General features: G+C 60.5%; 16 protein-coding genes. 5 read left to right on the top strand and 11 right to left on the bottom strand.

The genetic code is table 11. The annotated features are described in order from the left end of the window. Positions 1–4: 4 nt before the first annotated feature. The 3 genes from FXN63_RS08010 to FXN63_RS08000 are packed head-to-tail and all read right to left on the bottom strand — an operon-like array spanning position 5 to position 2,739. On the bottom strand, positions 5–757 hold the full coding sequence (locus FXN63_RS08010; protein ID WP_148814182.1) for an SDR family NAD(P)-dependent oxidoreductase: 753 nt from the start codon (positions 755–757) through the stop codon (positions 5–7). Continuing rightward, positions 754–1,923, bottom strand: a complete 1,170-nt coding sequence (locus tag FXN63_RS08005) for a M20 family metallopeptidase (protein ID WP_148814181.1) — start codon at positions 1,921–1,923, stop codon at positions 754–756. Before FXN63_RS08005 ends, FXN63_RS08010 begins: the two co-directional genes overlap by 4 nt. Positions 1,924–1,983: 60 nt before the next feature. After that, entirely contained in the window at positions 1,984–2,739 is a 756-nt protein-coding gene (locus tag FXN63_RS08000; RefSeq protein WP_148814180.1) for an SDR family NAD(P)-dependent oxidoreductase, read from the bottom strand. Between the two features lie 424 nt (positions 2,740–3,163). Here FXN63_RS08000 and FXN63_RS07995 point away from each other — a divergent pair, with 424 nt between their 5' ends. Continuing rightward, the gene (locus FXN63_RS07995; RefSeq protein ID WP_148814179.1) at positions 3,164–4,045 is read left to right on the top strand and encodes a MurR/RpiR family transcriptional regulator; all 882 of its coding nucleotides are present in this window, start codon (positions 3,164–3,166) and stop codon (positions 4,043–4,045) included. A gap of 60 nt (positions 4,046–4,105) precedes the next feature. Here FXN63_RS07995 and FXN63_RS07990 read toward each other — a convergent pair whose 3' ends face one another. Together FXN63_RS07990 and FXN63_RS07985 are read right to left on the bottom strand one after the other, a co-directional pair. After that, entirely contained in the window at positions 4,106–4,495 is a 390-nt protein-coding gene (locus tag FXN63_RS07990; protein ID WP_148814178.1) for an OsmC family protein, read from the bottom strand. A gap of 92 nt (positions 4,496–4,587) precedes the next feature. Beyond that, positions 4,588–5,502, bottom strand: a complete 915-nt coding sequence (locus FXN63_RS07985; RefSeq protein ID WP_148814177.1) for a LysR family transcriptional regulator — start codon at positions 5,500–5,502, stop codon at positions 4,588–4,590. A gap of 103 nt (positions 5,503–5,605) precedes the next feature. Here FXN63_RS07985 and FXN63_RS07980 point away from each other — a divergent pair, with 103 nt between their 5' ends. The 4 genes from FXN63_RS07980 to FXN63_RS07965 all read left to right on the top strand — a co-directional run bounded on the left by FXN63_RS07980 (position 5,606) and on the right by FXN63_RS07965 (position 9,402). Then, positions 5,606–6,811: an MFS transporter gene (locus FXN63_RS07980; RefSeq protein WP_148814176.1), complete on the top strand. Its 1,206-nt coding sequence runs from the start codon at positions 5,606–5,608 to the stop codon at positions 6,809–6,811. 49 nt (positions 6,812–6,860) lie between these two features. After that, positions 6,861–7,706: a 2,5-didehydrogluconate reductase DkgB gene (gene dkgB, locus FXN63_RS07975; RefSeq protein WP_148814175.1), complete on the top strand. Its 846-nt coding sequence runs from the start codon at positions 6,861–6,863 to the stop codon at positions 7,704–7,706. A 172-nt stretch (positions 7,707–7,878) separates the two neighbouring features. After that, positions 7,879–8,505 carry a nucleotidyltransferase family protein gene (locus FXN63_RS07970; protein ID WP_148814174.1) on the top strand — a complete coding sequence of 209 codons (627 nt, stop codon included), beginning with the start codon at positions 7,879–7,881 and terminating at the stop codon, positions 8,503–8,505. Then, entirely contained in the window at positions 8,506–9,402 is an 897-nt protein-coding gene (locus FXN63_RS07965; protein WP_148814173.1) for a hypothetical protein, read from the top strand. Positions 9,403–9,469: 67 nt separating this feature from the next. On the opposite strand, the gene FXN63_RS07960 is transcribed toward FXN63_RS07965, so the two are convergent. The 6 genes from FXN63_RS07960 to FXN63_RS07935 all read right to left on the bottom strand — a co-directional run bounded on the left by FXN63_RS07960 (position 9,470) and on the right by FXN63_RS07935 (position 17,183). Further along, a complete protein-coding gene (locus FXN63_RS07960) occupies positions 9,470–9,697 on the bottom strand; it encodes a hypothetical protein (protein WP_148814172.1) in 228 nt (75 codons plus the stop codon). A gap of 229 nt (positions 9,698–9,926) precedes the next feature. Further along, on the bottom strand, positions 9,927–12,290 hold the full coding sequence (locus FXN63_RS07955; protein WP_246165065.1) for a TonB-dependent receptor: 2,364 nt from the start codon (positions 12,288–12,290) through the stop codon (positions 9,927–9,929). A 253-nt stretch (positions 12,291–12,543) separates the two neighbouring features. Beyond that, the gene (locus tag FXN63_RS07950; RefSeq protein ID WP_148814171.1) at positions 12,544–13,089 is read right to left on the bottom strand and encodes a MarR family winged helix-turn-helix transcriptional regulator; all 546 of its coding nucleotides are present in this window, start codon (positions 13,087–13,089) and stop codon (positions 12,544–12,546) included. Between the two features lie 159 nt (positions 13,090–13,248). Then, positions 13,249–14,160 (bottom strand): fumarylacetoacetate hydrolase family protein, encoded by a 912-nt coding sequence (locus FXN63_RS07945; RefSeq protein ID WP_148814170.1) that lies wholly within the window; start codon positions 14,158–14,160, stop codon positions 13,249–13,251. A gap of 145 nt (positions 14,161–14,305) precedes the next feature. Continuing rightward, positions 14,306–15,448, bottom strand: coding sequence for a cupin domain-containing protein (locus tag FXN63_RS07940; protein WP_148814169.1), 1,143 nt, complete (start codon positions 15,446–15,448; stop codon positions 14,306–14,308). A 67-nt stretch (positions 15,449–15,515) separates the two neighbouring features. Then, positions 15,516–17,183 carry an AMP-binding protein gene (locus FXN63_RS07935; protein WP_148814168.1) on the bottom strand — a complete coding sequence of 556 codons (1,668 nt, stop codon included), beginning with the start codon at positions 17,181–17,183 and terminating at the stop codon, positions 15,516–15,518. Positions 17,184–17,222 lie beyond the last annotated feature (39 nt).

The following is a 17,222-nucleotide window of genomic DNA, read 5'->3' as shown; positions in this document are numbered from 1 at the left end:
AAAATCAGCGCCCCCCGTCCACCTGCAGCACCTGACCATTCACAAACCCCGCCATCTCCGACGCGAAAAACATCACCGCATTCGCGATATCTTCAGGCTTGCCCAACCGCCTTAACGCAATGCCCTCCACCAGCGCCCGCTGCTTCTCCGGCCCATACGCATCCCACTGACGCTCCGTCGCCGCATTGCTGCGCACAAACCCCGGTGCTACCGAATTCACGCGAATACCAAAAGGCCCCAACTCATGCGCCAACTGCCGGGTCAGACCCAACACCGCATGTTTAGCCGAACAGTAAGCCTGCACACCCGTCAACGACGCCTGCAACGCCGCGCCCGACGTAATGTTCACGATAGCCCCCTTCCCCGCCGCCTTCATCCTCGGCGCAGCCGCCCGACACAGCGCAAATGCCGCCCCCAGATTGATATCGACAATGCGATCCCAGTCCGAATCTGACACATCCTCGATCGGCTTGTTCGCCTGGCCCGCCACACCGCCCGCGTTGTTCACCAACACATCGATCGCCGCCCTACAGTCAGCCTCGACATGCCGCACCCAAGCAGACGCCGCACTGCGGTCAGTCAGATCAACAACCGTCGTGCTCACGCCCAACGCAGCCAGTTCCTGCAAGGCATCGGCCTGGATATCGCAACCGTAGACCTTTGCGCCCAGGGCCTGGAAACGCACCGCCATCTCACGACCAAAGCCAATCGCCGCGCCGCTGATGGCAACGACTTGTCCGTCGAATCGAATGTTCACAGCGTGCTCCGTGCAAGATCGAGAATGGTCAGCGCCACGGCTTTTGCACGTGGTACCAGCGTGTCGATGCGGCAGTATTCCTGCTCGGTATGGGCGTTGCCGCCGACAGGCCCGGTGGCGCACAAGGTGGGTGCGCCGACGGCACTGGTCAAGCCGCTGTCTGCAGAACCGCCGGTGAATTCACCTTGAACATCGAAGTCCAGTTTGCTGGTCTGGCCACGATAGACCGCCAGCAGTGCAGCACCCGCCTCGTTCTCGATCAGCGGCAGGAAAATGCCCTCGCGTTTGATGCGCCCACAGGTGCAGGCAAGCTCGACGCTTTCGATGATTTTCTGAATCTGTTCGTGCAGGCTGTCATGGTCTACTTGGCTGGGGAAGCGCACATCGAGCTGTGCTTTCACATAAGGCGCGACGGTATTGACCGAGACGCCGCCATGCACAGTGCCTACGTTGGCGGTCACGCCCTGGTCGTAGTCCGTCAAGGCGTGCAAGGCCGTTATCTTGCGCGCCATGGCCTCGATGGCGCTGGCTCCTTGCGCGTGATTCACGCCCGCATGCGCAGCCACGCCGTCGACTTCGAAGTCGATGAAGAACGCGCCTTTGCGGCCGGTCACCACGTTGCCGCTGGGCCGTCCTGGCTCGGCGTTCAATACCGCCGACACGCCCCTTGCGGCTTCCATGATCAAACCGCGCGACGATGGTGAGGCGATCTCTTCGTCGCCGCTGAAGAACAGGCGGACTGGCAAGGTGTTGCCGCCCACTTCCTTGAAGGCCAACACCACGAACAGGTTCATCACCAGCCCGGCTTTCATGTCCGCGACGCCCGGGCCGTAGGCCATGTTGCCGTCGATCTTGAATGGGCGTTGGGCGGCGGTGCCATCGGGGAACACCGTGTCCATGTGGCCCAGCAGCAGCACGGGAGCGTCGCTTGCGCCGCCTGTACCTGGCAGGTCCGCTTGCAGGCAGTCGCCATGATCAGTCAGCGCATGCATCTGCACAGAAATGCCCGCTTGCTCAAGCTTTGCGCGCAACACGGCGCTTACCCGATCGACGCCAGCCTTGTTGCCACTGCCGCTGTCGATGTTCACCACTTCTTCCAGCAATGCCCGCATGTCGGCTTCGTTGGCATCGAGCCAGGCGCATACGGCACTTTCGATATCGTTCATTCAGGATTCCTCTTGATGGACGTGCACGGATACGAAATAAGAGGCTAGAAAACGCGTGGCCTAATTCACCCACTGACCGCCATCGACGTCGATGATCTCGCCGGTGATGAAGCTGGGTTCCACTGTGATCAGGAATTCAACAACGACCGCCACATCCAGCGGTGTGCCGATGCGCCCCATCGGGATGCTGCTTTCGATCATCGCGCGGTTGGACATGATCAGTTTTTCGGTCAGCGCGGTCATGATCGACCCTGGGCAGATCGCATTGACGGTGACGTGGGGGGCCAGCTCTTTGGCCAGACCGCGTGTCAGGCCCAGCACGCCGGCCTTGGCCGCGCAGTACGCAAATTTGCTGACTGCCGAGGGCGCTGCGCCTGTGTTTGCGCTGACCGAGGATATGTTGACGATGCGGCCGTACTGCTGGTCGATCATGGTCTGGGCAACGGCCTTGCACCAGTTGAAGTAACCCTTCAGGTTGATCGAAATGGTCCGATCGAACTCTTCTTCGGTGATTTCAAGCAAGGCCTTTGGCTGGGCAATACCGGCATTGTTGACCAATGCATCGACCCGTCCGAACCGGGCCAGGATCTCGGCCCACTGCGCTTGAACGCCCGCAAAGCTGCTGACGTCGCCCGCCGACACCATGACGGTGTGGCCCGCAACCGTGAGCGCAGCCGCCGCTTCCTGAAGTTCCCCGGCATCGAGATCGACCATGACCACGGCGAACCCGGCTGCGGCCAGACGCTCGCAAGATGCCAGGCCGATTCCCTTTGCCGCACCAGTCACCACCGCCACTTTTTGTTCGCTGGCTGTCATCGCCATCTCCTGTCGTACTGCTTGGACGCGAATGACCAGATGGCACCGGGGCAACGGATAGCCACTGTCTGGCGTTACGCAGCCTTAGCGTGTCGGGTGTTGGTGCGAGGCAAAAGGCTGGCGTAAATAAGACCACAGGGGCAATCAGCTTGCAATGATGAAATCAGAAAATTGAGTTTTGTGATTTTCATTTTTTATCGATGCTGGTTTAAGGCGTGTCGCCTGTGAGGTCCACGCAAGGCTTCAAGCTTTATTGAATATGCAGAACGGAATACCAATCTACCCTCCTCCGACCTGACCAGCGCTCATGCATACCGCGAATTACCTCATGCAGATGGAGGGCATCGCGTAAGATCCAGACATTCTGGCCTTTGCACGGCAGTAGCCAACTCACTGCGAATCATCGCCCCGGGAGGCAGGCAACATGAAGTTCATGGACCGGATCGCCAGGATGTCGGGCGCGCTTACCCAGCGTGAAAAAATCCTGGCCGATTATCTGATCGCAAACTATCCGCAAGGTTTGCTTGAGTCTGCAACGGACATTGCAAGACACATTGGCATCAGCGCATCAACGGTGGTGCGGTTTTTCTCGAAGCTTGATTACCCATCGTTCCCGGACGCGCAGCGCGAGGCGCGCATCGAAGTCACGGCCAAGATGAATTCCCCCGTGCAGCGGGCAAGCGTTGCGCTGCGGCAGGAAAACTCGTTGCAGTCGGTGGTGGATGAGTCTTTTCTGATGGACAAGACCAACATCGACGCCACGCGCGAAGGCCAGGACCTGGCCGAGATCGACGCAATGGTGCGCACGCTGGCCCGCAGTGGTGCGCGTGTGTTTGTGGTGGGAGAAAAGAACAGCCACGCCATCGCGCACTATCTGCACATTCACCTGAACCTGTGCCTGCCGAACGTGCACCTGCTGGACATCCGGCAATCGGTGATCGCCGACAACCTGATCTGGCTGAATGAAAAAGACGTGCTGGTGGCGATTTCGATCCGGCGCTATTCCAAGCAGGTGTTGCAGGCGGTGCAGTACGTGCGGCAGATCGGGGGCACAGTGCTGGCGATTACCGATAGCCCCCTGGCACCGATTGCAGGCTTGTCTCACCACCGTGCGGTAGTGAAAACGGCTAGCGCCTCGCCATTCGATTCGTACACCGCGGCTTATTGTCTGTGCAACGCCTTGATTGCCGCGATCTCGATGCGGCGCAAGAAAGAGGTCAATGCGACCATTCAGCGCAGCGACGATATCTGGCGGCGTTTCCAGACCTTCATCGAGCACGACGGTCCGGACGCGCCAGCGGCGTGATGCGGTCCTGAGCAGTGCCCTGCGCGGAACGTTCATGTCCGCGCCGGGGCGCTGTTTGAATCAGCCCTCGCTGGTCTCGATCTCGATCTTGCCGCTCAGAATCTTGTGGATCGGGCACTTGTTCGCCACCCGCATCAAGTCTTCACGCATTTCCTGGGTCAACTCACCGTCCAGGAACACGTTGCGATGCAGTTGATACAGGCCGGGCTGCTCTTTGTGCGTAACATCCACCCGCACGCCGGCAAGCGGATATGCCTTGCGCTTGGCGTAGATCTGCAAGGTAAGAATGGTGCAGGCCACCAGCGCGGAATCCAGCAAATCGTGCGGGTCCGGGCCGTCACCCGCGCCGCCCAGGGCTACCGGGACATCGGCCTGCCATTGCGCATGGTCCGACGACAAAGTGGTGACGCTCGTGCCGGTGTTTGCTTGCCAGGAACCGCTGATCTTCATGGCCAATCCTTGTGGAAAACGGCACGTGTGCCGCAAACGCCAAGCATACCGTGCAGAGACGTGACGCTTTCTAGGCGACCAGTGCGTGGCGCTCAGCGGTGGCTTGCAGACCAGGGCAAGGTTGCCATCCGAGCCGCCAGGAAATCCAGAAAACAACTGATCCGCGAGGACAGTTGCGTGTTGCGATAAAAGACCGCGTGGATGGGCTGCAATACCTCGACCGTATCGCGCACCAGCACTTGCACCAAGTCCCCCCGCCGGCGGTCGTCTTCCGTCAAGAAGTCGGCCAGGCAAACAATGCCCACCCCTTCCAGCGCCAGCCTGCGCAGCGTCTCACCGCTGGATGCTTGCAACACCGGCGCGATGTGCAGGCGGTCGCCATGCGTGCCGCGCAGGGGCCAGTGATTCAGCGACTCGGGTTGCGCAAATCCCAACAGAGCATGCTTGCCGACCAGCTGTTCCACATTGCGCGGTCGCCCATGCGCTTTCAAGTAGCCCGGGCTTGCCAGCACCCGCAGGCGACTTGCTCCCAGCACACGCGCACGCAAGGTCGAGTCGCGCAGGGTGCCGATGCGAATCGCCACGTCGGTGTCTTCTTCCAGCAGGTCAATGACCAGATCGTTGGTATTCAATTCCAGTTCGATCTGGGGATATTGCAGCCGAAAGTCGGCGGCCATCGGCGCGATCACATGCAGCATGAAGGGGGACGCAGCATTGATGCGCAGCCTGCCTGCGGGTTGGCGGCGTCGGGCAGCAAGCTGCTCTTCAGCCTCGTCTACCGCACTCAGAATGGCACGCGCATGCGTCAGAAACGCCTGGCCTTCGTCGGTGAGTGACAGACGCCGCGTGGTGCGTGACAACAGGCTGGTATCCAGCTTGTCTTCCAGACGCTTCAGCGCACGGCTGATGCCCGATACGGTTTGCCCCAGCTGTTCGGAAGCGGCGGTGATGGACCCTGCATCGACCACGGTTCTGAAGGCCAGCAACTCTTCCAAGGTGGTTTTCATACGCTGCCAATTATTGACTTGTGATCAAGAATATTCTGCTTAAAACAGGCTTTTTCAGCAAGGCCAGCGAGCGGAAACTGCGTGCATCGTTCAGGAGCTACTCATGCCCATCGCCTTGCTGGCGCTCACCTTAAGCGCCTTTGCCATCGGAACCACAGAATTCGTCATCGTCGGCTTGCTGCCCACGGTTGCCGCCGATCTCAACATCACCCTTCCCTCGGCTGGTCTGTTGATCAGCCTGTATGCGCTTGGCGTTGCCATTGGCGCACCGGTGCTGACTGCGCTTACCGGCAAGGTGCCGCGCAAAGCCCTGCTGCTGGGCCTGATGGCCTTGTTCACGCTGGGCAACCTGTTGGCCTGGAAAGCGCCGGGATACGACTCGCTGATTGCGGCGCGTATCTTGACCGGGCTTGCGCACGGCGTGTTCTTCTCGATCGGATCGACCATTGCAACCGGCCTGGTACCGAAAGAAAAAGCCGCCAGTGCCATCGCCATCATGTTCACCGGGCTGACCGTTGCATTGGTCACCGGGGTGCCGCTGGGTACCTTCATCGGTCAGCACTTTGGCTGGCGGGAAACCTTCCTGGCCGTGTCTGGCCTGGGGGTCATCGCCCTGGTTGGCAGTGCCATTTTTGTCCCGAACAATATTCGCCACACGCCGCCCGCCTCGCTGCTGCAACAGGTCAAGGTGCTGGGCGAACCGCGTCTGTTGCTGGTGTATGCCAAGACTGCAATCGGTTATGGCGGCACGTTCATTCCCTTCACCTTCCTGGCCCCGATCCTGACCGACATCTCGGGCTTCAGCCCCACGGCGGTAGGCGGCGTCATGCTGGTGTACGGCGTGTCGGTGGCGGCGGGCAACATCTGGGGCGGCAGGCTGGCCGACCGTCTGGGTCCGGTTCCGGCACTGAAGATCATCTTCAGCCTGCTCGCGCTCGTGTTGTTTGTCCTGAGCTTTGCCGCGCCCTACAAATGGCTGGCCTTGGCCACCGTGCTGGCCTGGGGTGCGGTCGCCTTCGGCAACGTGCCCGGCCTGCAGGTGTATGTGGTGCGCCAGGCAGAGCGCTTTACGCCGAACGCCGTTGATGTGGCGTCAAGTCTGAACATTGCAGCTTTCAATGTCGGCATCGCGTTTGCGGCCTGGGCTGGTGGTTTGGTGGTGACGCACATCGGGCTGATCCATAGCGGCTGGATCGGTGCCCTGGTGGTGCTGGTTGCCCTGGCACTGACCACCTTGAGCGGTCGACTGGATCGCCGTGCCGGCATCCCCGACCGCAGCGAATTGACCCACGCGGTTCCGCAGCACTGATTTTCTCGACACCGATTTCTTGTATTCCCATCTCGACAGGAGCACTTATATGGGCACCCCGCAATCCGACGCGCTGCATGCAAATTCGACAACCGCCGTCCCCATGTTCGGCCTGGGCACTTTCCGCCTGAAAGACCAGGTAGTCATCGATTCGGTGAAGAACGGGCTGGACCTGGGCTACCGCGTGATCGATACCGCGCAAATCTACGGCAACGAAGCCGAGGTTGGTCAGGCAATTGCGGAAAGCGGCGTGGCCCGCGATGAGTTGTTCATCACCACCAAGATCTGGGTAGACAACTTCGCCGCCGACAAGCTGATCCCCAGCCTGAAAGACAGCCTGGCCAAGCTGCGCACCGACCATGTCGACCTGACCTTGATCCACTGGTCTTCGCCAGAAAATGCCGTGCCTGTGGCCGAGTTCATGGGTGAGCTGGCCAAAGCCAAGGCGCAAGGCTTGACCAAACAGGTTGGCGTATCGAACTTCACCATCGACCTGATGAAACAAGCCATCGATGCGGTAGGTGCAGACGCGATTGCGACCAACCAGATCGAATTGCATCCCTATCTTCAGAACCGCAAGGTGGCTGAGTTCGCACAAAGCCAGGGCATTCAGATCACGTCCTACATGACGCTGGCCTACGGCAAAGTGCTGAAAGACCAGGTGATCGAGACGATTGCCAAAGCCCATGACGCCACGACTGCACAAGTGGCGTTGGCGTGGGCCATGCAGCTGGGCTTTGCGGTGATTCCGTCATCGACCAAGCGCGAGAACCTGCAAAGCAATCTGGGCGCTCAGCAACTGGTATTGAGCGATGCCGACATGGCGCAGATCGCCGCCCTGGATCGAGGTGATCGTTTGACCAGCCCCGACCGCTTAGCCCCCAAGTGGGACTGAACGCCTGGTCGGCAAGGGTTAAAGGGTCGAGCCAGACAGGCAAGCCGCGTATTAGCTAGGAATGACGCCGATGCATGAACGTGTGCATCGGCTTTTTTGTCAGAGTTTCTATACTCCAGGTTCCATACGCCCCACCCTCGGCACCTATGCATTGCTCAGGAGTACCTACGTGATGTCGAACGCGCCTGTGACGACCATCGGCATTTTGCTGGCAGCCGGTTTGGGCAGCCGCTTCAATGCGGTGGACCCGGCTGCGGGCAGCAAGCTTAAGGCCTGCTTGCCCGATGGCAGACCGATTGCGTTGGCATCGGCGCAAAACCTGTTGAAGGCGACCACCCACGTTTTGGCGGTAGTCAGGTCCGACCAGGATCCGGTAGCAGACTTGCTGCGCAACGCCGGGTGCAAGGTGCTGGCCAGCAATGCCTGCGCGCGCGGCATGGGTGCGAGCATTGCCGCGGCCGCGCAGCATCTGCTGGTGTCTGACAACATGCCCGACGCAGCCGGCGCGTATCTGATTGCACTGGCAGACATGCCGTGGGTGTTGCCAGACACCTTGGCGCAGTTGGCAGACCTGTCCCACCGGCACGCGGTTACGGCACCGGTTTATCAAGGGCAGCGTGGTCACCCGGTGGGATTTGCGGCCGCCTTGTTGCCAGCACTGGCTACGCTGGACGGTGACACAGGTGCGCGCACGGTGCTTGCTAATCATGCGGTTCATCTGCTCGCGTGCGATGACCCGGGTGTGCTGCGCGACGTGGACACCCCTGCCGACCTGAACCCTACCAATAAGGTGCCTTGAATGTCGACGATTCTGTTCAGTGCCGACGAACGAACCATGGACAATCTGATGGAGGGGCCGTGGGTAAGCATCGAAGCGGAACCATCAACCGCTCAGATCACCGCCTTGTTCAACAAAGCGGGCTTCGAGAAATACGCGCACCTGGTCGATGAATACGACTGCACGGGCTTCAGCATTGCCATTGAAGACATCGCGGAAGACCGCTTGCAGGCAGAATTTTCGCCGTGCCTGGATCGCATCAAAAAGAAAGACGCCATCAGCCATATCGGCATCGTCGGGTCCGGCGCATTCGCCCAGGATTTCGATATGCACGCCTTCTCTGCGTTCAAGCAGGTCACGCGGCTTACTACCCAGAACGTGCCATTCGGCCCTGCGCTGACCAGCTTGTTTCCGAAGCTTCAGGCTTGGCAAAGCATGGACTGGAAAGCGAATCAGCCAACAGCGCTGCACGACGCGTGGCCGCAACTGGCCAGGCTGTCATTGCAAGGTTTCAGTGGTTCACTGGACGTGTTCGATGGTCGACCGATCAAGACACTGATGCTGGTCGCGTCCACGATCAAAAATATTGAAGACATACTGCGTTTCCAAGACCTGGAATCGCTTCAGATCATCTCGTGCCGAATTGGCGGAGACGTATCCGTGCTGTCGACACTGGAAAAACTGCAGTCCTTGCGCATCGAAGGCAAGAACAAGCTGGTGGGCTGGGAAGCGCTGACAAGTGCCACGATCCGGTATCTGGAAGCCTCGCACTACCCATGCAAGTTTCCGAAGGTGGGCTTTCCGGCACTTCAGCATTACGTCGTCAACGCCTACCGTGCACGGGACCCGTTTGCAGACACAGGTGGCGACGCTGACGAAATCAATGATGCGCTGAATCGGGCGTTCTTTGCTGCCTGACTTTTGCCGCCTGACTTTTGCAACCCGACAGTGGCGAGTCTGGCTGCCCGATACCGCCAGGAAACGTTCAGCGAACCTGCTTGCCTTTGGCGCGCAGTTCACGCATGCGTCGTGTCACGACCGGCATTTCGAACAGGTCGGACGCAAACAACCACAGGCTTGTCATGGCCAAGCCACTCAGGAACCAGGTCATCGAGGTAATCCAGGCACCACCAAAAGCGGCAGATACAGCCAGCCAGATCCCGGTGACCAGAAACACTGCCGCAATGCCGTCCTGCACTCTGATGCCGCTCATGAATGTTCTCCCTTGATAAACCATGTATCGGGAGAAAATTTCGGAACTTGAGACGAAATCGCCACATACCGACGATCGGTACGCGCAAGCAAAGTTTCCGACCCGGCACCCATAGCTGCGCGCTACGCGGTGCCGGAAGCTTCAAACGATGAAAGAACAGCGCAAAGGAGCTGTTTTCAAGCCACTCCCAAGCTTCTTCCAAGTCCCTTGAAAGCCCTTTGAAAGCTGCTTAGAAGCTGTAACGCACCGTCGCGCCAATGGTGCGCGGCGTGCCGACCGATGCAGTGTAGGCACCATTGGCCGTGGCCACCACGGCCGGGAAGTAGCGCTTGTCGGTGACATTGCGCACCCACAAAGACACGCTCCACAGGTTCTCGCCCTGGGTGATGTCCCAGCCGGTTGCCACGTTCAACACACCGTAGGACGGAATGCGCGAATACACGGATGCGTCCAGCGAACCGTCCTGCGCAGAACGCCAGGCGTAGCTGACGGCGGTGTAGTGCTGCGCGTTGTGGCCGACCGGCTGGCGATATTCCGCACCGACGTTGAAGATCCAGCGCGGTGCACCGGCAACCTGACGGCCGCCCAGATCGCAGGTGGCGTTGGGCCGCAGAATGGCGGTTTCGGCCGGGCAAGGTGCATTGTCGTAGCGGCGATAGCGGGCATCGTTGAACGAACCGTTCATCATCAGCGTCAGGCCGCGCACGGGTGCGGCACGCAGGTCGAACTCGGCACCACGGCTGCGGATATCGCCCGCGTTGGTCAAGGTCTGCACGAATGCGCCATCGACACCGGGCTGCGGCACCAGCAAAGTCGCCTGGTAGCCACTCACCTCGGCCCAGAACAGATTCGCGTTGAACTGCAGCTTGCGGTCCCACCAGCTGCTCTTGAAGCCAAGATCCAGACTGTTGACACGTTCCTGGCCAACCTTCAGCGACGACGGGCCCAGCGTGGCCGCATTGCCCGGACCGGCCAGATTCACGCCACCAGACTTTTCACCATGAGACAGGTTGGCGTAGCCCAGAAAGTCTGGTGAGAAGCGATAGCTGGTGCCCAGCAGACCGGACGGGCTCCAGCTATGCAGGCTGATCGGGCCTGTGTTGTAGGCACCCAGCAAGCCCGGGCTGTTCCGAACCGGTGCCAATTGCGGCGCACCGCCCACCGGGCTTGCGCGCCAGACGCTTGCCTGCTTGTCTTCATACGTGGCGCGCGCACCAGCGCTGAAATCCAGTCGCGACGTCGCGTGCCAGGTGGCTTGCGAGAACAATGCGTAGCTGTCGGTATCGAGCGCGCCGAAGCTGCGCGAACTGACATTGGCAAGCAAACCGCTGGGCACACCAGACAGGGCTGCGTCGGCAGCCGGGCCGAAATCGTTGATCAGCTGGTTGCGCATGCGCTGGTGGTAGTAATACGCACCCAGCACATAGTCCACCTCGCGCCCGGCCGGCGAGCTAAGCCGGAATTCCTGCGAGAACTGGCGATGCTGAACATCGAACCCGTTATTGCGAATGACCGGTATATTGATGTTGTCATCATTGGCGGGCGTGTAGTCCCACATGCGCCCGGCGGTGATCGAGGTGAAGCGGAATCCCGACGGCAGACGCCAGTTGGCTTCGGCCGACAGGCCGCCCTGATTCACGCTGACGTGCTGACGACCATCCAGATTGACCTCGTAGCGGGTCGGATCGGTAGGAATATTGGTGGCACCGGCCGCCGTCGCGCGACGAAACGCCAGACCGGGGCCCAGGTTGTACAAGACCTGGGTGCCGTAGCTGGAACGCTCGATATGGTAGTCAGCCACCAGACGCAGGCTGAATTTGTCGTCGGGTTGAACCAGCAACTGACCACGCAAGCCCGTGCGGGTACCGCCGTTCATGCGCGTGCCGTTGGCAATATTGGTGACCGAACCCTGGTCGTGGGCGTCATAGACCAGCAGGCGACCCGCGACGTTTTCCGCGACCTTGCCTGACATGATCGCCTGGGTCTGCACCAGACCACGCTGGCCGACCGACACCTGCACGCTGCGTTCCGGCGTGAAGGTCGGCAGGCGGGTGTGGATATTCAGCAGGCCGGCCGTGGTGTTCTTGCCGAACAGCGTGCCTTGCGGACCGCGCAACAATTCGATCTGTTCGATGTCCAGCAGATCGAACACCGCCATGCCCGGTCGGCCCAGGTAGACATTATCCAGATACACGCCAGTGCTGCCTTCCAGTCCGTCGTTGGCCGGATGGTTACCCAGGCCACGCACGGCAATGCTGCTTTGACGCGCATTGATATAGGCCACGCTGGTGGACGGCAACAGCTGTTGCAGGTCTTCGACACGATAGACGCGCTGCGTCTCCAGGTTGTCGCCTTCGAGTACAGACGTGGGAATCGGCACGTCCTGGTCGTTTTCTTCGCGACGACGTGAAGTGACGGTGACAGGGGCCAGCGATTGGGCGGTAATGTCTTCGGTCTGGGTCGGAGCAGCCGGCGGATTGGATACAACCTGCGCATGGCCGCTGATGGGCAAGGACGCCGCGGCGATGACTGGGAAGGCAGCAAGCAGTGCGCGCCAATGCCAGGCAAAGGGAGAAGAGATAAACGCCGGCACGTCGTAGTTCCTACGGTGAATAGCCTCGCCGCAGGACGATCCGGGTGGTGTCGCGGCAGCCCGTGCGTGGACACCTCGTCGACAACACGCTGGTTCAAAGCATGCCGCTATAAGCTCATTAAGCTGAAAAGGGCGCAGAAATCGCTGACCCGAGCCGCGATTTTACGCAAAAGCCCGGGCAACCGTAAGCATCCGTAACGTTTTTTTGAGCAGACTCATATACCGGGCAACAGATATGCACCGGCCGGCAGATTCACCCTTGCGGGGTTTCGATGCGGGACACGATGCTGTCGCTTGCAGCAATGTGCGCACGCAATTGGCCAAGGTGTTCGTATAGCCGCGTCGCCGACTTATCGTTCATTTCGCCCAACATTTCATGCAGCCAGGCTTCATGACGTTCGGCCATCACCGTGAAGTCCTTCCGGCCCTTGGGGGTCAGGCGGATGATCCACGAACGACGGTCGGCCGGGCTGTGCTCACGCACCACCAGGCCCTCGCCTTGCAATTCGTCGGTCAGGCCCGTGACATTGCCGCCCGTCACCATCAGGCAGCGAGACAAGTCCCGCATCTTCAAGCCATCGTGATAACGATAAAGCTGCGCCATGTAGTCGAACCGGGCCAGCGAAATGCCGAATTCGACGCGCAGACGGCGGCGGATTTCGGTTTCGATCTGGGTGGTGCACGACAGCAGTCGCAACCAGAGTTTGAGGACCAGGTGATCCTGATCGTCCAGGCGGGTCTCGTGACCCAGTTCCTGCGCATCGCGCAACTGCTCTAGTGAGGCCTCGCTAGACTTCATTTCCGAACCCTCCGGCCTGAGTTGCGGACGCCGCGACAGCTATTCATCAGACCAACCGTTACACATAAATGACGGTCTGTACTATAGCCGCAGCGCACGACACTGCTGCAGGTCATCGGTGCATTTGCGTGGTCCCGACGACCTGCTGTGTTCAATCGCCTACACCTTGACCACCGGATGACGCAGCGAGCCGATGCCGGCCACCTCTGCGTACACCACGTCGCCCGGCCACAGCCATTCCTGCGGCGAGCGGCCTGCGCCAACGCCTTCAGGGGTGCCGGTGGCGATGATGTCGCCCGGTTCCAGTGTGATGCCGGCGCTGATGTCCGAGATCAGGGTCGGGATCTTGAACAGCATGTGCTTGGTGTTCGAACGCTGCTTTTCCACGCCATTGACCGTCAGGTGCAGATCAAGCGTGTGCGGATCGGGGATCTCGTCGGCAGTGACGATCACCGGGCCGAAGGGGGCGAAGGTGTCCTGGCCTTTGGAATAGATCCACTGGCCGGCACGGCGGCAGTCACGCGCGCTCATGTCGATCATCACGCTGTAGCCGAACACGTAGTTCAGTGCAACCTCTTCCGACACACGCTTGGCGCGGGTGCCGATGATGACAGCCAGTTCGACTTCCCAATCCAGTTGCTGGGTGATCGCGGCATTGTGCTCGATGGCATCGCCGGGGCCGATGACGGAGGTCGGCGGCTTGGAGAAGATCACCGGTTGCTTGGGCAGCTCTTTGGACGTGTCCAGCGTGCGGCTGGATTCGGCCACGTGTTCCACATAGTTCAGGCCGATGCCGAAGATGTTCTTGCGCGGACGCGGAATCGGCGCCAGCAGCTTCACGTTTTCCAGCGGCGTGGATACACCGATCGGCCAGACACCGTCGTAGGAATCCAGCAATTCGCTGGTGGCCGACACGGCGGCGGGGCCGAGGTCGATGAATTCCAACATGCTGGACGGCAGGTCCACGCCAGCGAGGTCACCGAGCTTGGCCAGATCGATCACCTGGCCATCGACCACGGCACCCAGACTGGCGGCATCGGCAACCTGACGCCGGTACGTTACAAGACGCATTCTTCTCTCTCCATGAAGCCGTTCGAAGGAACGGCGGAAAACGGGGAACGGCACCCGAAGGATGCCGGAAAATCAGTGGATTCGATCGCTGGTGGAGTCAGCGTCAAAGAAATTTCAGCAAGACAGATTTCTTGCAAGCCAGACTTCAAGCCAGAACCGGTTGATACCCGCCGTTCTCGGCCAGCGCTTCTTCGCGGTAGAAGCCCAGCGACTCCATGACCGGCAGGTCGTTGAAGCAGAACAGGCAAGCGTCTTCGCTGGACGACAGGTTCACGTGTTCGTGGAACGCCCAGGACGGCACGCAGAAGATGTCGCGCTCGGTCCAATCGAAACGTTTGCCGCCGATCACCGAATACCCACTGCCCTTGCACACCTGATACATGAAGCTGCCGGTGTGGCGATGCGCCTTGGTGTGTTCACCCGGACGCAGCAACTGCATGCTGGCACCGATGGTTGGCATGACATGGCCACCGGTGATCGGGTTCGTGTAGTGCATCAGCACGCCATCGAAAGGGCTGCCGTCGGTGACGCGCGCATAGTTCACCAGGGCTTCGTAGGTCGGTGCCCATTCGTACTTGAAGAGCGGCGAATAGTTTTTGTTCCAGTCGCCCATCTGCGGACGCAGGGCCGCGCCGCCCCACTTGGCGGTGGAATCATTGACCGGGTGGGTCACGGCTTGCCGCAGGTCTGGGTGCACCACGTAGAAGCCGGCTTCCATGGCGTTGACCAAGGGAATGTCCAGGCCGTCCTGCCAGATGCAGGTCGTGCCCTCAGCGCCTACGCCGTGCTCGTGCCAGGTGCCATTCGGCGTCAACACGAAGTCGTTGGCACCTAGCGTCATCTTGTGGCCGTCGACGATGGTGTAGGCCCCCTGCCCTTCCATGATGAAACGCAACGCGGAAGCAGAATGCGCATGGGCCGACGCCGCTTCGCCCGGATGCATCACCTGCAGGCCCGAATACAGCCAGCCCACGGCAGCAGCCACATCGCGCCTGCCGGGGTTGTTCAGGTAGATCACACGACGGCCCGCCTTTTCGGGCGTGACCAGATCGATGGAGCGCAGCACGTGTTCGCGCAGATCGCGATAGCGCCACAACACGGCTTCGGATTCAGACTTGGGCTGCCAGGGCTCGATCTTGTTGGCGACGGTCCACAGCGCGCCCGCCTTCAGCCGATCCAGCTCTTCGTAGTACGACACCAGTTCGGGCGTATCTTCGACATCGGCGCGACCGGCAACGCTTTCGCGGTACTGATCGTGTTGACCCTTGGCATGTTCAACCTTGGACATCTTCTCTCCGAAACAGGAATTCGAGCGTGCGTGTGTTCGTTCTAACGGATTGTGCTGACTGAGCGACTCAGGACTGCGTCGCGCCAACCGGCGGATTCACCCAGGTACGCAGTACGCTGCGCCGCAGCTTGCCGTTCTCGGTACGCGGCAAGGCATCGACAAATTCAATGACGCGCGGGTACTTGTACGGCGCAACCGAGGCCTTGACGAACTCCTGCAATTCCTTGATCAGCAGTTCGCTTGGCTCCAGCCCGGTGTTCAAGACCACATACGCCTTGACCACCTGCCCTCGCGCCTCGTCGGCCTGACCGACCACGCCGCACTCGGCCACAGCCGGGTGACGCAGCAACGCATCTTCGACTTCCGGGCCAGCGATGTTGTAGCCAGACGAGACGATCATGTCATCGTTGCGCGCCTGGTAGAAGAAGTAGCCGTCGGCGTCCATCACAAAGGTATCGCCAGGCAAATTCCAGCCGTCGCGCACGAATTCGCGCTGACGCGCATCGGCCAGATAACGGCAGCCCGTCGGCCCCCGAAGCGCAAGACGCCCTGGCTTGCCGACCGGAACCGGTTGCATGCGATCGTCCACCACCTGCGCCTGATAACCGGGCAGCACCCGCCCGATGGCACCACGACGCACTTCCTCTTCGCAGGACGAGATGAACACGTGGATCATTTCCGTGCCGCCAATGCCGTCGATCATCTCGATGCCGGTGGCTGCACGCCATAGGCAACGGGTTGCGTCCGACAGCGCTTCGCCAGCCGAGATGGTCTTGCGCAAGGACGAGATGTCGTAGTTGCCGACCAGGGTTGCCATCTGACGGTAGAACGTCGGTGCGGTGAAAACGATGCTGGCCTTGAAGTCCTGCACGGTCTGCAACAGCAGTGCAGGCGTCAGTTTTTCCACCAGAATGACACTTGCCCCCGCGCGCAACGGGAAGCACAGCAGGCCACCCAGACCGAAGGTGAACGCCAACGGCGGCGTGCCGCAGAAGATGTCATCAGCCGTGGGCTTGATGACCTGCTTCGAGAAAATGTCGCACATCAGCAGCACGTCACGATGGAAGTGCATGCATCCCTTGGGAATGCCCGTGGTACCGCTGGTGAATGCGATCAGGCAGACGTCGTCGGCCGCGGTATCGCAGGCGTCGAATGCATCGGGCTTGGCAGCAGCCAAGGTGTCGAGCGAGGCCGGACCGGCGTCGTTGAAATACAGGGCACTTTCAAGCCCGGCGCAGAAATGTTCGTCGGCAGTATCCAGGCAGCGCTCGGCTTCGGCGCGCAAGGCGTTGTCGCACAGCACGGCATGCACCTGCGCCTTGTCGATGATCTGCTTCAATTCCTTGGCGCGCAGCAGCGGCATGGTCGGTACGGTCACCAGACCAGCCTTTACCGCCGCCAGCCAGCTGGCTGCCAGCATCGGCGAATTGGGCCCACGCAGCAGCAGGCGATTGCCCGCAATCAGCCCCAGGTCTTCGGTCAACACATGGGCAATGCGATTGACCAAGGCCTGCAACTCGCCGTAGCTCATTACCTGCGGCTGCCCGCCGCGTAACCAGCGCAGCGCCGGGCGCTCGCCATTGCCTTGGGCGACTTGCGCGTCGACCAGATCGACCGCGCAATTCATGCGTGCCGGGTAATCGCTGCCGACTTCATCGAGCAGAAATTCCGGCCATTCTTCGGCCGGCGGCAAATTGTCTCGTGCAAACGAGTCTTGATGGCCAGAGCGTTCCATTGTCATCCTCCATTCCGTCCGCTTATGGCGCGGCCATGA

It is taken from the genome of Pigmentiphaga aceris (assembly GCF_008119665.1).
Taxonomy (GTDB): domain Bacteria; phylum Pseudomonadota; class Gammaproteobacteria; order Burkholderiales; family Burkholderiaceae_B; genus Pigmentiphaga; species Pigmentiphaga aceris.
The sequence above is the reverse complement of the archived record's forward strand: the minus strand, read 5'-3'. Positions and strand labels throughout refer to the sequence as shown.